Raw genomic sequence first — 14,076 nt, forward strand, 5'->3', positions numbered from 1 at the left:
AAGACTGGGATAGGATTCATGGCGATCGAATTTGGACGCGACCTGTGCAGCTACCTAGAAACCGCCGAAACCCGGGAATGGCTGGTGACCAATGGCATTGGCGGTTATGCGTCTGGGACAGTGGCCGGGTTGCCCACCCGTCGCTACCACGGGTTATTGATCGCGGCCCTCGATCCGCCGGTGGGGCGCACGCTGCTTGTCAGTACCATTGATGAAACCGCCCACTACAATGGCCATCTCTATCCCCTTTCGACCTATCGCTGGCACAATGGCTCGGTGAATCCAGCGGGCTATCGCCACATCGAGCGCTTTCGCCTGGAAGGCACTACCCCGGTTTGGAGCTACGCGATCGCTGATGCCCTCCTGGAAAAGCGCATCTGGATGCAACCGGGGGCCAACACCACCTATGTCCAATACCACCTGCACCGGAGCACCCAACCCCTCACCCTGTGGCTCAAGGTCCTGGTTAACTACCGCAACCACCACCACCACACCCAGGGTTGGGGCTGGCACATGCAGATCACTGCGATTCCCAAGGGCATTAAGGTTCAAGCCTATTCGGAAGCAACGCCCTTCTATCTCCTCAGTCAGGATGCCGAAAGTACGACAGCCCACGATTGGTATTACGGCTTTGATCTGGCGCGGGAGCGCGATCGGGGCTTTGGCGATCGCGACGATCACCTGCACGCCGCCACCCTGATGATGACCCTGACACCGGGGCAATCCTTGACCTTCGTTGCCAGCACCCAGAGCAATCCCAATCTCATCGGGGACGTGGCCCTGCAACAACGACAGGTTTATGAACGCAAGTTAATCAATATCTGGAAAGCGGATCACCGCACGGATGTTGAGGGCACCCCGGCCTGGATACAGCACCTCCTCCTGGCTGCTGATCAATTTATCGTCAATCGCCGGACCACAAAGCGTCCCTCTGGCAAAACCATCATTGCCGGGTATCCCTGGTTTAGTGACTGGGGCCGGGACACCATGATCAGCCTGCCAGGGTTAACCCTAGCCACCGGACGCCCGGAAATTGCGCGGGCGATTCTGCAAACCTTTGCGGATTACGTGGATCAGGGCATGGTGCCCAATCGGTTCCCCGACGCGGGAGAAGTGCCGGAATACAATACCGTTGATGCGACCCTGTGGTACTTCGAGGCAATCCGCGCCTACCATCACGCCACCCATGATGATGCCCTCCTGCGCGAACTGTTTCCCGTCCTGACCGACATTATCGACTGGCACTGTCGCGGCACCCGTTACGATATTCACCTCGACCCCAGTGATGGCCTCCTCTATGCCGGGGAACCGGGGGTACAACTCACCTGGATGGATGCCAAAGTCGGGGATTGGGTCATCACACCCCGCATCGGTAAGCCCGTGGAAGTTAACGCCCTGTGGTATAACGCCCTGCGGTCCCTGGCCCAGTTTGCCCGCCTGATTGGCAAACCTTACCAGGAGTATGAAGCAATGGCCGATCGCACTGCGGCCCGTTTCTCGCGGTTCTGGAATGAATCCCTGGGCTACTGCTACGATGTTCTAGACGGTCCCAATGGTCATGATGCCGCCCTGCGGCCTAACCAGATCTTGGCCGTTGCCCTTACCCACAGTCCCCTGACGCCAGAGCAACAACGCCAAGTCGTCGAGGTCTGTGGCCGGGAGTTACTCACCTCCCACGGGCTGCGATCGCTGGCCCCCAGCGACCCCCAATACCAAGGCCACTACGGCGGTCCCATCCAAAAACGGGATGCTGCCTATCACCAAGGCACCGTGTGGGGCTGGTTACTGGGTCCCTTTGTGGTTGCCCACCTGCGGGTCTTCCAGAATCCGGCCCAAGCCCGTGAGTTTCTGGAACCGATGGCCTACCACCTCCAAACCCACGGTGTCGGCAGTTGCAGCGAAATTTTCGACGGCGACGCCCCCATGACCCCCCACGGTTGTATCGCCCAAGCCTGGACCGTAGCCGAAATCCTCCGCGTCTGGCCCCTCATCCAGCAACACACGACGAATTGAGTTTTGCGTGTTTTTCTCAACGTCCAATTCAAAATTCAAAATTCAAAACTTCAAAACTAAAACTATTTCCTATCCCCATGCCTCCCCTTCCCGATCCATCTCCCAAGCATCTCTCCCTCGGTCCCCTAGAGCGTGAAATTATGGAGATCCTCTGGGATCTGCAAGTAGCCAAGGTGAAGGATATTCACGATCGCCTGCTGCGTGATCCCGATCGCGAATTGGCCTATGCGTCGGTGACAACGGTGTTGAATCGCCTAACCCAAAAGGGGTGGGTGACCTGTGATAAAAGCAATCGGGCCTATCTGTGGCAACCGCGCCTGAGCCGAGAGCAAGCCCAAGTCCTCCAGGCCCACAACCAGCTTCAGCAGTTCCTCGCGGTGGGGAACCCGGATATTGTGGCGGCCTTTGCCGATAGTCTCGATCATGCCAGTCTGGAGCAGTTGGACGCGATCGCCCAGCGGATTCAGGCTATCCGCCAAGCCCGTGGAGGTTAATGCCTATGCACCTAGCATTAATTCTGATAGCGTTAACCATTGCAGTGTTGGTGCGCATGGGGGCCTCGGTTGTGGCCCGCTCGTGGTGTATCCCCTGGCAAACGCCCTGGCAAACCCGCTGGTTGGTGACGGGGAGCGGCCTGCTCCTGCCGCCACTATTGCTGCTGACAACGGCGATCGCGATCGTGGGGATGGGAAGCAGCGGCACCATGTTTGGAACGACGGTGAGCGGAGGAGGCTATGTCCTGAGTGTCGGGTTCCTAATTGGGGCGATGGGATGGCTGGGGTATCGGGCTTGCCAAACTTGGCGATCGCAGCGGCAACTCCGCCAGTATGTTGACATTGCCCTCCCGATTGCAGCGCCCCCCGATACAGCGCCCCAAATGCAAGCCAAGCTCTTGCCGGTCCCCCAACACTTCGCCGGTCAAATTGGGTTTTGGCAGTCGCAATTGGTGGTGAGTCAGGGGTTACTCACGGATCTCGGTCCTGACCATCTAGCAGCGGTAATCGCCCATGAACAGGCCCATCGCCACTATCGCGATACCTTTTGGTTCTTCTGGTTTGGCTGGCTCCGTTCCTTGACGGCCTGGTTACCCCATAGCGATCGCCTGTGGCAGGAATGGCTGCTCCTGCGGGAATTGCGGGCCGATCGCTGGGCTGCCCAAAGGGTTGACCCCCTGGCGTTGGCGGAGGCACTGTTACAAGTGGTGCGATCGCCGATCGTCCCGCCGCCGACTGGAGCGACAGCGTTTCACGATGAAGTCATGGTGAGTCGGTTTGAAGAACGGATTAATGCCCTGTTATCCCCCCCGCCCCTGGACCAAGCCTCGCCAACCTATGCGACGGTTATCCTGGGGGTTGGCCTGATTCTACTCCCGATCCTCTTGATTCCTCTCCATCATTAGACCACAGGTCAATCCTAAAACACTTGGGGAAGCTCCTCGCAGGCACGATACCTCACCCATATATTCGCGATACCTCTCTCAACCATGAGAAAGTGAGTCGGCTAGTAGGAAAAACAGATTAGTATATTTGTATTGCATCCTAATGTGTCTCTATAATGGGACAACGGGTCAATCGTGCTCTCGTCGTCAACGGATACACGTCTGGTTATGGTTCAGCAACCCAACTTTCAGGCTCCGCTCAACGATCGCCTGCCGCCCCAGAATGTGGAAGCCGAGGAGGCCATCTTGGGGGGGATTTTGCTGGACCCGGAGGCCCTAGGGCGGATTCGGGATCAGTTACGCCCGGAAGCCTTTTACATCAGTGCTCACCAGGAACTCTATCGAGCGGCCCTGGCCCTTCATGCCCAGGGAAAGCCGACGGATCTCATGAGTGTGACGGCTTGGTTGCAGGATCGGGGGACGCTGGAAAAAGTTGGGGGGCCGAGTCGGCTAGCCCAGTTGGTTGATCGCACGGTGAGCGCGGTCAATATCGATCAATATGCGGCCCTCGTGACGGAAAAGTATCAGCGGCGCAAACTGATCCAGGCCGGGGCCGAAATCATGCAGTTGGGCTACGAGGCAGATCTGGAACTGCCCAAGGTGTTGGATCAGGCGGAGCAAAAGATCTTTGGCGTCACCCAGGATCGTCCGCAAACGGGGTTGGTGCCCACGGCGGATATTCTCACCAGTACCTTCTCGGAAATTGAAAGCCGATCGCTGGGCATGGCGATATCGGGGATTCCCTGCAATTTCTACGATTTAGATGCAATGACCCAGGGTTTCCAGCGATCGGATTTGGTGATTGTGGCGGGGCGTCCGTCAATGGGGAAATGCTTAAGCCATGATGCGGAGATTCTCTTAGGGGATGGCCGGGTGATCACGATCGCCGATCTGTATCAGCAGCAAGCCGCACGGGGGGAGACTGCGCCCACTGCAACGCTGCTAACCTTGGCGAACGACTGGCGGTTCCAGCTAACCCAACCCAGTGCCTTTGTGGATGATGGTCTGAAGCCAGTATTTAAGGTCACCACGCGATCGGGGCGATCGCTGGAAACCACGCTGACGCACCCGTTCCTCACCCTCCAGGGTTGGTGTCCTCTGGCCGAACTGACGGTTGGCACAAAGATTGCGGTGCCGCGTCGCTTGCCTGTGTTTGGTACCCAGCAATTACCGGAACACCAGGTAAAACTTCTGGCCTATCTAATTGGTGATGGGTGTTTGACAAGGACCTCTCCCCAATTTACGAATACCCATCCAACTCTGCAACAGGACTTCACTGAAGCAGCCTTAAAATTCCCCGGTGTCAAAGTTCGGTGGGAAACTTCCCAAGGGCGGCGATCGCCAACCCTTTACGTCACCTCAGATGCCGCGTGGGTCCAGGAACAGCGTCAAATCTTTGGTCAGACCTTGAAAAAGCTTCTCAAGGGAAATAATTCAGGCTCAGAAAGACAAATTGCGACCCGATTAGGAATTAGCCCAGCCCTTTTGGATGCTTGGCAACAGGGGCAATGTGCGCCAACAGAGGAAAAATTGCAGCAGTTGGCTCAAATTCTAGCAATTCCCCTTGAGCAGTTGGCCCCTTATGGAATTGCGAGTATTCGTTGGATGAGCCAAAACTCGTTAACCCTGTGGCTAAAAGAGCAGCGGTTGTGGGGCAAATCGGCCCATGAAAAAACAATTCCTGACAGTATATTTACGTTAGCGCGATCGCAGCTTGCTCTATTCTTAAATCGTCTATTTGCTACCGATGGCTGGATAACCACTCTTAAAAGTGGCCAAGTCCAACTGGGCTTTGCCAGTGTCAGTGAGAAACTTGTCCGTCAAGTGCAACATTTACTGCTGCGCTTTGGCATTCTTGCCGATCTCAAACAACGTGCGATTGCTGACCGAGATCAGCGGCGGATAGCATGGCAACTGGATATTACCGATCGCCTTTCCCTCCAAACCTTTATGGACGAGATCGGTATCCTGGGGAAAGAAGCCGCGATCGCGACGGCTCAAGCAGCTTTGGCCCAACGTCGCTACCAAACCAACCGGGATTTAATCCCGATAGAAGTTTGGGAATTCCTCAAGGGCGCTAAAGGTGAGGAGTCCTGGCGAGCAGTTGCCCAGCGGGCGGGTTTACAAGGGACAAGTAATATCCATGTCGGGAGGCGGGCACCCACACGAGAGCGCTTGTTAGCCTTGGCAACGGCCCTCGAACAACCTGAGTTGCAAAATCTGGCTACCAGTGATGTGTATTGGGATGAGATTGTCGAGATTATTCCCCAAGGATTTAAGCAAGTTTACGACTTGACAATTCCAGAAACCCATAACTTTGTAGCCAATGACATCTGTGTTCATAACACGAGTTTTGTCCTTAATATTGCTCGCAATATTGCCCTATTGCATAAGCTTGCCGTTGCCGTTTTCAGCTTGGAAATGTCGAAGGAACAACTGGTCTATCGGTTGCTGGCGAGTGAAGTGGGTATTGATAGCGGTCGCCTGCGATCGGGACGGGTGGCGCAAAATGAATGGGAACAATTGGGGCGGGGCATTAGCCTGCTATCCCAGTTACCCATCTTTATCGATGACACACCAGGCTTATCCGTAACGGAAATGCGATCGCAGGCCCGTCGTTTGCAAGCGGAACACGGGAAAGAATTGGGTTTAGTGCTAATTGATTACCTGCAATTGATGGAAAACAGTGGCAGCGATAACCGTGTCCAGGAACTCTCGAAAATCACCCGGAGCTTAAAGGGGCTAGCCCGTGAACTGAATGTACCAGTTATTGCCCTATCTCAGCTAAGTCGGGGGGTGGAGTCTCGCACCAATAAACGACCCATGATGTCTGACCTGCGGGAAAGTGGCGCGATCGAGCAGGACAGTGATTTGATCCTGATGCTGTATCGCGATGAATATTACAATCCTGATACCCCCGATCGGGGCATTGCTGAGATCATTATCACCAAACATCGCAACGGCCCCACGGGTGTGGTCAAAATGCTCTTTGAACCCCAATTTACTCGATTTAAGAATATGGCTGCCCCCAATCGTTAATAGGCAAATCCCCCGATGGAGGACGTACAATGGCCACTGAAGTGACAACTGACGTAAAGACAGAAGAAGAAGAGTCTTTAGCGGTTTTAACCGCGATCCCCCTTTTACAACATCCTCTGACGGCTAAGTGTAGGGTATTAACATAATTGCCTAATTATCCGATATCCTTATTCCTCAGATCGCCCTGAGGATGCGCTATGTCAGACCCTCCCGACTTTCAATCCCTACCCACCCCTATCCAACGTGCCGCCGCCGGATTTAGGACGGCTGGCTGGGCCGGCTTTTGGGTGCAGGTGGTGCTGGCCGTCGTGGCAACCATTATCCTCCTGTTTGCGGCCACTAGCCGAACCGTTGCTTCCACCAGTCCAGGCAGCGGCTTTGGGGTCTTGTTTGCCATCTGTGGTCTCGTAGCCCTCTACGTCAGCATTTTCTGGACCTTTCGCTATACCCGCCTGTCCAAACAACTGCAAACCCCAGACCCGGCCCTCCGCCCCCGCAAAGCTGATACTGTGGAACTCCTGCGCATGGGAGTCATGATCAACCTGATTGGGTTACTGCTGATTATCCTCGGTGCCCAAGCGATCGTCGGTGCCCTGCTGGCCAAATCCCTTTCCCAAGTCCAGGGGTTAGGGGCGCTTGATCCTAGCCGCCAGATCCAATCCCTCGACATCTTTGTGGTCCAGGCCAACACCCACACGATTACGGCCCACTTTGCCGGACTGGTTACCTCCCTCTGGCTCCTCAACCGCCTGAGTCGCTAGCCGATCGCCACCTACTGCTGACGAATAATCAGCCCCGTGCGGCGAACCGTGACGGCTACCACAAAATCCGTGGCGGTGGTACTGGTGACATCAATCTGGTAATTGCCGGGTTTGGGCGATCGGGTGGACCACCGCCGGGTTTGCTGCCCCGCTACCCTACCAGTGGGGTCCTGCACCGTCAGGACGGCGCTTCCTTTAGTCAACTCCACAGTAATTTCCTGCCCTTCTTCGGCTGGCAAGAGATAGCGTTGAATGCGATCGGGAGCCACTTTCCCAGGTAATTCCATTGGTTCAGATTGATCTGGGGAAACCGCTATCGAAGCCACCGCGATCGTGGGACTCGGCAAAGCCGCTGGTTCAGGATCAGGGGTTTCTGGGCTAGGTGAGCCGCCAGCCGGAGGCGCCCCTGGTGAGGACGGCGCGGCGTCGATCGGCGACGGGGTAGCCGGGATAGCGGGGGCAGGCGAAAGGGTGATCGGTGTCGGCGAGGTACGATTAGCCAATTGGGCAGAGGGCTTCAAGATCGCACTCATGAGGGCAGATATCCCCATAAACGTTAGGATAATCGCACCAAAGATGATCGCTGGCTTAATCCAAACACTCTCCCAAACCGAGTCACTGTTGGCGACGGGCACCGGTGTGGACGATGAGGATTTTTGGGTCGGCGTTGGCGTTAACCGCACCGGACGACGGGCGGTTGGTGGGGAAGGTAGGGGCGTTTTGGCCCCAGGACTACCGGGGGCAGCGGCGGGGGCAATCAGTCCGGCCAGCGATCGCAGCACTTGGGCCACCTCCGTCGCTGATTGAAAGCGATTTTGGGGACGGGGACTCAACATCCGATTGAGCACTTGGGCAAACCGGGGATTGATCCGGGGCAATAGGGACTGCCAGTGCCAGGTCATCGTGGTCTCATCCAAGAGCGTTTGGGGTTCCCGTCCCGTCATCAGGACGATCGCCGTCACCGCTAGGGCATACAAATCACTATTGGGGGAAGCCTTGCCCGTTTGTAACTGTTCGGGTGGGGCATAACCCAGCTTGCCCACGGTAGTTCCCTTAGCTGGGGCGGCCTCCCCTTGGACCTTTCCCGCGAGGTCCTTGACGACGCCAAAATCAATTAGAACTGGCTTTTGATCCGATTGACGCAGAATAATGTTATCCGGCGAGATATCGCGATGAATGATGTTCTGTTGATGAATGTGCTGAAGAACAGGTAAGAGTTGCTCCATTAAATGGAGGACTTCCGCTTCAGAAAAGGGGGACTTTTCCGCTTTGCGTTCCTCTAATAGGGCGCTGTAGGTGGGTCCCTCGACAAAATCCTGGACTAAGAATAGGCGCTTGCCCTGTTCAAAGGTGGCGTGAAATTGGGGAATTTGGGGATGGCGAATCTGCCAAAGGACCGCCGCTTCCCGCTGAAATAATTCCCGCGACTTTTGCAATGCGTAGGCATCGGTTTGGGCCGGGGTATATTCCTTAATCACACACTTTTCCTGAAAGCGCCCCTGATCCTCAGCTAAATAGGTTCGGCCAAATCCCCCTTGCCCTAACATTTTGAGCAAGCGATAGCGGTTTTGCAGCAACGTCCCAGCAGGAATCGGGGGGCGGGTCATGGGCTATCTACCTCCCATAGCAGGAGCAAAGGGATAGGGATTGATGACTAAACTCTAGCGTATCAAACTCCCCCTTGCCGGACATCTGTCCCTGGGGTGCTCCCTCACAAACAATACGCGGTAGGATAAAACTCAATTGCTGCTCTTAGGGTGGGTGATCGTGGTGAGATTGGCTGTGCCGCCTAGCGCCTATCGGGTCCGTCGTTCGCGCCTACGTCGTTTGGTGCACCAGGTGCTTGTCCGTTGGCGATCGCTGTGGATTATCGTCTTAGCGGCATTGCTCCTGTCGGGCTGCGTGCAGTACGAGACAGCCATCCAGTTTTCTAGTCCTCATGCTGGCCAGTTGGTGCAATCAATCCGCCTCGGGGAACAGTTCAGTGCTCTCAGTGGCGAAAGCCAAGACCAATGGTTCCATCAGCTAGAACAACGCACCCGCCAAGTTGCTGGGCGTACCCAGTCCCTCAACGATCGGGAACTGCAAATTATCATCCCATTTGCCAACGGTCAGGACCTGGTAACCAAATTCAACCAGTTTTTTAGCCCCACGGCCACCGTGGACACCATCGCCGGGACCGATCCCCTCGCCGGGATCACCTCCCAGTTACAGCTACACCAAAATAATGCGCTGTTGCTGGTACGGCACCGGTTGGTCTATAACCTAGATTTACGATCGCTGGGGTTGGCCTCGGCGGAGGGAACCGCCCTCCTGAATCCGGGGGGATTGCTAACGCTACAATTTTCGCTGACAACCCCGTGGGGGGCACGGGCAGAGACCACGAATGCGATCGTGCAGCGCCAAGGGCAGACCCTCACCTGGCATCTGCAACCGGGGCAGGTGAACCATCTTGAAGCCGTGTTCTGGTTGCCCAGTCCCGTCGGCATCGGCGGGTTAATGATCATCCTGCTGGTGGGGCTAGGGATTTATCTCAAGGAGCAAAGTGAGACCCCGGCGATCGCGCCTCTGACTGAATTGACCCCGGCGACGGATGCCGCCACCTCGGTCGATCGCACCTAGGTCTGGTAGAATAGAAGTCCACAGCCAGGGCGGCATAGCCAAGTGGTAAGGCAGAGGTCTGCAAAACCTTTATCCCCCGGTTCGAATCCGGGTGCCGCCTTTCAGTCAACTCATCCTTGAGTAAACCTAACCTTGTTCCCTACGCGTGTGCCGCACCACACCTATCAGGGAACCTTTACCATTACGATATAATTCCTGTGGAGTTGATTTACATTTCTTCAACTTTAGGTTGCTGGGACAGGGAGGCAAAGCCCGAGGGAAGGGGTGTATGCAGTTGATAAGACGCAACATTCTGTATTTTTCCCTGGGCCTTTTACCCGCTAGGGCGTATTTATTGATAAATAAATCTGCGACAACTTAAACCATCCGACTGACGTTTACTCTATCGCGCTAGGGGGCAGACCCGTGACTCTTCAGACTGAATCGCGCTCCATTCCGACCCAATCCGCTCATGACACCGACCGGTTAGGGTCCCTCGATCGCCAGGTGATCGTGATTCTGGACTTTGGTTCGCAATACTCGGAACTCATTGCCCGTCGTATTCGCGAAACCCAGGTTTACTCAGAGGTCCTCCCCTACCGCACATCGGCAGAACAGCTTAGGCAGTTAGCCCCCAAGGGGATCATTCTTTCTGGGGGTCCCAATTCCGTCTATGACGACCACGCGCCCCAGTGCGATCGGGCGATTTGGGATCTGGGGATTCCCATCCTCGGCGTGTGCTATGGGATGCAGTTGATGGTGCAACACCTGGGCGGGGTCGTTGAACGGGCCGATCGCGGCGAGTATGGCAAGGCCGCGCTCTACATTGATGATCCCACTGACCTGCTGACGAATGTGGAAAATGGCACGACGATGTGGATGAGTCATGGCGATTCCGTGACGGAACTGCCCACTGGGTTTGAACGCTTGGCCCATACCGAAAATACGCCTTGGGCCGCAGTAGCCCATCACGAGCGTAAGCTTTACGGCGTGCAGTTTCATCCGGAAGTGGTGCATTCGATCGGCGGCTTGGCCCTCATTCGCAATTTTGTTTATCACATCTGTGATTGCGAACCGACCTGGACAACGGAAGCCTTTGTTGAAGAAGCGGTGCGCGAAATTCGCGCCAAGGTGGGCGATAAGCGGGTGCTACTAGCCCTGTCGGGAGGCGTCGATTCCTCAACATTGGCTTTTTTGCTGCACCGGGCGATTGGGGACCAATTAACCTGCGTGTTTATCGATCAGGGTTTCATGCGTAAGTATGAGCCGGAGCGCCTGGTGAAACTGTTTGAGGAGCAATTCCATATTCCGGTGCAGTATGTGAATGCCCGCGATCGGTTCTTGGCCGCGATCGCCGGAGTAACGGACCCGGAGGAAAAGCGCAAGCGCATTGGCCATGCCTTCATTCGGTCCTTCGAGGAGGAATCCCGGCGGCTGGGCCCCTTTGATTACCTGGCCCAGGGGACGCTTTACCCGGATGTGATCGAGTCGGCAGATACCAATATTGACCCCCAAACGGGCGAACGCGTAGCCGTGAAGATCAAGAGTCACCACAATGTCGGCGGGTTGCCCAAGGATCTGCGGTTTAAGTTGATTGAACCCCTGCGCAAGCTGTTTAAGGACGAGGTGCGCAAGGTGGGAGCCTCGATCGGGTTACCCCAGGAAATTGTCCAGCGCCATCCGTTCCCTGGTCCCGGTCTGGCCATTCGCATCCTAGGTGAGGTAACGGCGGAACGACTGGATATTTTGCGCGATGCCGATCTCATCGTGCGCCAGGAGATCAACCGGCAGGGCCTGTATTCAGAAATCTGGCAAGCCTTTGCGGTCCTATTGCCGATTCGCAGTGTGGGCGTGATGGGGGATCAGCGTACCTATGCCCACCCAATCGTCCTGCGGATTGTCACGAGTGAGGACGGCATGACAGCCGATTGGGCACGGGTACCCTACGACTTCCTAGAAGTCGTCTCCAACCGGATTGTGAATGAGGTCCCTGGGGTAAATCGGGTGGTATACGACATTACTTCCAAACCACCAGGCACGATCGAGTGGGAATAGCGCCGAGTGGGTAACAGTGAGGGCAAGGCTACGGCGACTGCCCCGTATGCTCGCCCCCTGTCCCTCTCGCCAACGCTCCCCTAACCCACCACTTGCATGGATTGAATTCGCCATTCCCCATTTTCGCGTACCAGGGAATACCTAACCCGCAGCGTATCTTGGTAGGACGATGCTTCATCGAGGCGGCCATTTTGATAAAAGGCAGCCTTTTCCCGCACCTGAGCTTCAACTTCCGCCTGGTCTGGATTGTTGGCATCTGGAGTAATCGTTTCCACCTGGACGGTATGCTCGTATTCCCCGTGCCAGTTATCGCGTTTGGCATTTTCTGCCTGTTGTCGCCATTGGCTCAGGGCTGGATCAACCAGGATCGTCACCAGCTTGTCGGTACTGTGGCCCGATCCTAGGGCTTCGGCCTTGGTGGTCAGCCAAGTATTGATCAACCAGGTAGCGGTTTCCTTATCCAAAGGCCCTTCCATGGTGGGGCGAAAGGCCGCGCTGCCCGGTTCCGGCATCACAAACAGGGGCGTATCCAGGGGTACCTCCGCCTGCTCTTGCACCAGTTGTGGCCCCGATAGGGCACGAAAAACCCCCGCTAACCAACCATAGGTAGCCCGTGCTAGGAGGAGCGTCCCTCCGATCACCCCCAAACCCAGGAGACCAACTAACAGTAAGCGTCCCAGGCGCAGGGGGGGGGAAGTCCCCGATCGGGTCGGACGGCGGCCCACAGGTCCCTCATCCCGGATCGCATATTCCTGGGGAGGGGCGTCTGAAGCACCGCCAGTAGCGGGACGGGGGGTATGGGTAAAACGGGTCAATTGTTCCGTGGCCGAGCGACTGAACCCACGATCGCCAGGATTGTCAGGGCCATCCCCGGCTGTTATCCCCGCAGCGGTAGTGGGTTCGGGGAGGGAGGGGATAGACGGGACGGTCCCACGTCGCACGTCCCGATAGGCGGTGGGGGTTGGCAAGGTCGGAGCGGGGTCAGGCGGACTGAGGTCAGACGATGCCTCTTCCCAGGGGGAAGCCATTTCCCGATCGGGATCATCCCAGGCAAAGGCCGTATGGGTTGGACCAGGGACTGCTGGGGAACGTACAGCGGCCCGATGGGAGCGGCGAGCGGCGGGAGTGGGCGTCAGACTGGCGGCGATCGGCGTCCACTCGTCTGGAGCTTCATCCTCACTGGGCAGGGCTTCGAGGTATGCCTGTACCTCCTCATTAGCAAAGTAAGCCTTCAACTGGGCCACTTGATCCGCCAAATCCCGAAAATGGGGAAAGACTTCTTCCTGCAACCACCGTTCACTATACAAACACAGTCCGGGCAGCAGATCAGGAGATCCCTGGGAGTGATCGCGGATAAAGGCGATCGATTCGTACTCCTGGCTCAGTTCCAGTGCCCGATTGGCCTCTTCAGTTTGTCCCAACAGCAACGCACAGACGGCTTGCTCCAGATGCACATCCTGGCGCACACTCAGCCGCAGTAACAGTTGTTTGGCCTGCTGGATAAGGGCAGGCTGATATTCGGCGAATCCCCTGGCAATCAGGGTATAGACCGCCAGGTAGGTAGCCACAGCCGAGGGCCGTCGGGCTTCCGCCTCAAAGAGGGTTTGCTGTTCAGCCGCTGTCAGATAATCCCGAATCTGTTGGATAAACCGCAGAAAATCATCAACAGTCAGACCCGAATGATCATTACCGGTCCCATCAATACCGCCCCGTTCTTGCAGCATTTCCCGGAGCAGTTGCAGTCCCTTTTGGCGCTCACTGGCGTTGGCTTCCGGTAGGGCTAACAATTCGAGGATGCGGTAGGGCCGTAGTTTATCAAGATCGGCTTGGATTTCGCCCCGCACGCTCGCAAAGACCCCCTCTTGCAACAACAATGCTTGGCCCGATTGGAGGGAATCGGCGGCCCGTTCGTATTGCCCTTGCTGCCAGTATTCCCGACCCAACTCCAGTTCAGCCAATGCCAAGGTGAGAACCAGATCCGATCGCGCGAGGTCGGGAATGTCGTCAGCCTCCCGTGGGCGACTGCGGAGAGTCATCACTTGGGGGCGGGCCAGCTTGAGAATCAGGTCGTATTCGCCTAACTCGTACAGGATCAACAAGGCTCCGGGCACATGGTCAGCCTTGACCTCTAGCAAGGGCGGGGCGACGGGTAGGGGGGAAGCGGGGAGA

General features: G+C 56.4%; 9 protein-coding genes and 1 tRNA gene. 8 read left to right on the forward strand and 2 right to left on the reverse strand.

Going from position 1 to position 14,076, the window contains the following annotated elements; translation table 11 throughout:
- Positions 1–18: 18 nt before the first annotated feature.
- From ACWIUF_RS14770 to ACWIUF_RS14790, 5 genes are all read left to right on the forward strand, one after another.
- Positions 19–2,013 (forward strand): amylo-alpha-1,6-glucosidase, encoded by a 1,995-nt coding sequence (locus ACWIUF_RS14770; RefSeq protein ID WP_448573241.1) that lies wholly within the window; start codon positions 19–21, stop codon positions 2,011–2,013.
- 77 nt (positions 2,014–2,090) lie between these two features.
- Positions 2,091–2,507 carry a BlaI/MecI/CopY family transcriptional regulator gene (locus tag ACWIUF_RS14775; RefSeq protein WP_448573242.1) on the forward strand — a complete coding sequence of 139 codons (417 nt, stop codon included), beginning with the start codon at positions 2,091–2,093 and terminating at the stop codon, positions 2,505–2,507.
- A 5-nt stretch (positions 2,508–2,512) separates the two neighbouring features.
- A complete protein-coding gene (locus ACWIUF_RS14780) occupies positions 2,513–3,412 on the forward strand; it encodes a M56 family metallopeptidase (RefSeq protein ID WP_448573243.1) in 900 nt (299 codons plus the stop codon).
- A 207-nt stretch (positions 3,413–3,619) separates the two neighbouring features.
- Entirely contained in the window at positions 3,620–6,490 is a 2,871-nt protein-coding gene (dnaB, locus tag ACWIUF_RS14785) for a replicative DNA helicase (protein WP_448573244.1), read from the forward strand.
- Positions 6,491–6,687: 197 nt separating this feature from the next.
- The gene (locus tag ACWIUF_RS14790) at positions 6,688–7,251 is read left to right on the forward strand and encodes a DUF3611 family protein (protein ID WP_448573245.1); all 564 of its coding nucleotides are present in this window, start codon (positions 6,688–6,690) and stop codon (positions 7,249–7,251) included.
- Between the two features lie 11 nt (positions 7,252–7,262).
- On the opposite strand, the gene ACWIUF_RS14795 is transcribed toward ACWIUF_RS14790, so the two are convergent.
- Positions 7,263–8,858, reverse strand: coding sequence for a protein kinase domain-containing protein (locus ACWIUF_RS14795; protein WP_448573246.1), 1,596 nt, complete (start codon positions 8,856–8,858; stop codon positions 7,263–7,265).
- 175 nt (positions 8,859–9,033) lie between these two features.
- Between ACWIUF_RS14795 and ACWIUF_RS14800 the strand changes: the two genes are divergently transcribed.
- The 3 genes from ACWIUF_RS14800 to guaA all read left to right on the forward strand — a co-directional run bounded on the left by ACWIUF_RS14800 (position 9,034) and on the right by guaA (position 11,907).
- Positions 9,034–9,873 carry a DUF3153 domain-containing protein gene (locus tag ACWIUF_RS14800; RefSeq protein ID WP_448573247.1) on the forward strand — a complete coding sequence of 280 codons (840 nt, stop codon included), beginning with the start codon at positions 9,034–9,036 and terminating at the stop codon, positions 9,871–9,873.
- Between the two features lie 28 nt (positions 9,874–9,901).
- A tRNA-Cys gene (locus ACWIUF_RS14805) sits at positions 9,902–9,973 on the forward strand.
- Between the two features lie 305 nt (positions 9,974–10,278).
- Positions 10,279–11,907: a glutamine-hydrolyzing GMP synthase gene (gene guaA / locus ACWIUF_RS14810; RefSeq protein ID WP_448573248.1), complete on the forward strand. Its 1,629-nt coding sequence runs from the start codon at positions 10,279–10,281 to the stop codon at positions 11,905–11,907.
- Positions 11,908–11,987: 80 nt separating this feature from the next.
- On the opposite strand, the gene ACWIUF_RS14815 is transcribed toward guaA, so the two are convergent.
- Positions 11,988–14,076 (reverse strand): IMS domain-containing protein (locus ACWIUF_RS14815; protein ID WP_448573249.1); only part of this gene is annotated, 2,089 nt, incomplete at its 5' end.

It is taken from the genome of Trichothermofontia sp. (genome assembly GCF_053493415.1).

What these genes read in the sequence shown, in the direction of transcription:
- ACWIUF_RS14770 (WP_448573241.1), top strand. Translation starts at nt 19, where the DNA reads ATGGCGATCGAATTTGGACGCGACCTGTGCAGCTACCTAGAAACCGCC.
- ACWIUF_RS14775 (WP_448573242.1), top strand. Translation starts at nt 2,091, where the DNA reads ATGCCTCCCCTTCCCGATCCATCTCCCAAGCATCTCTCCCTCGGTCCC.
- ACWIUF_RS14780 (WP_448573243.1), top strand. Translation starts at nt 2,513, where the DNA reads ATGCACCTAGCATTAATTCTGATAGCGTTAACCATTGCAGTGTTGGTG.
- dnaB (WP_448573244.1), top strand. Translation starts at nt 3,620, where the DNA reads ATGGTTCAGCAACCCAACTTTCAGGCTCCGCTCAACGATCGCCTGCCG.
- ACWIUF_RS14790 (WP_448573245.1), top strand. Translation starts at nt 6,688, where the DNA reads ATGTCAGACCCTCCCGACTTTCAATCCCTACCCACCCCTATCCAACGT.
- ACWIUF_RS14795 (WP_448573246.1), bottom strand. Translation starts at nt 8,858, where the DNA reads ATGACCCGCCCCCCGATTCCTGCTGGGACGTTGCTGCAAAACCGCTAT.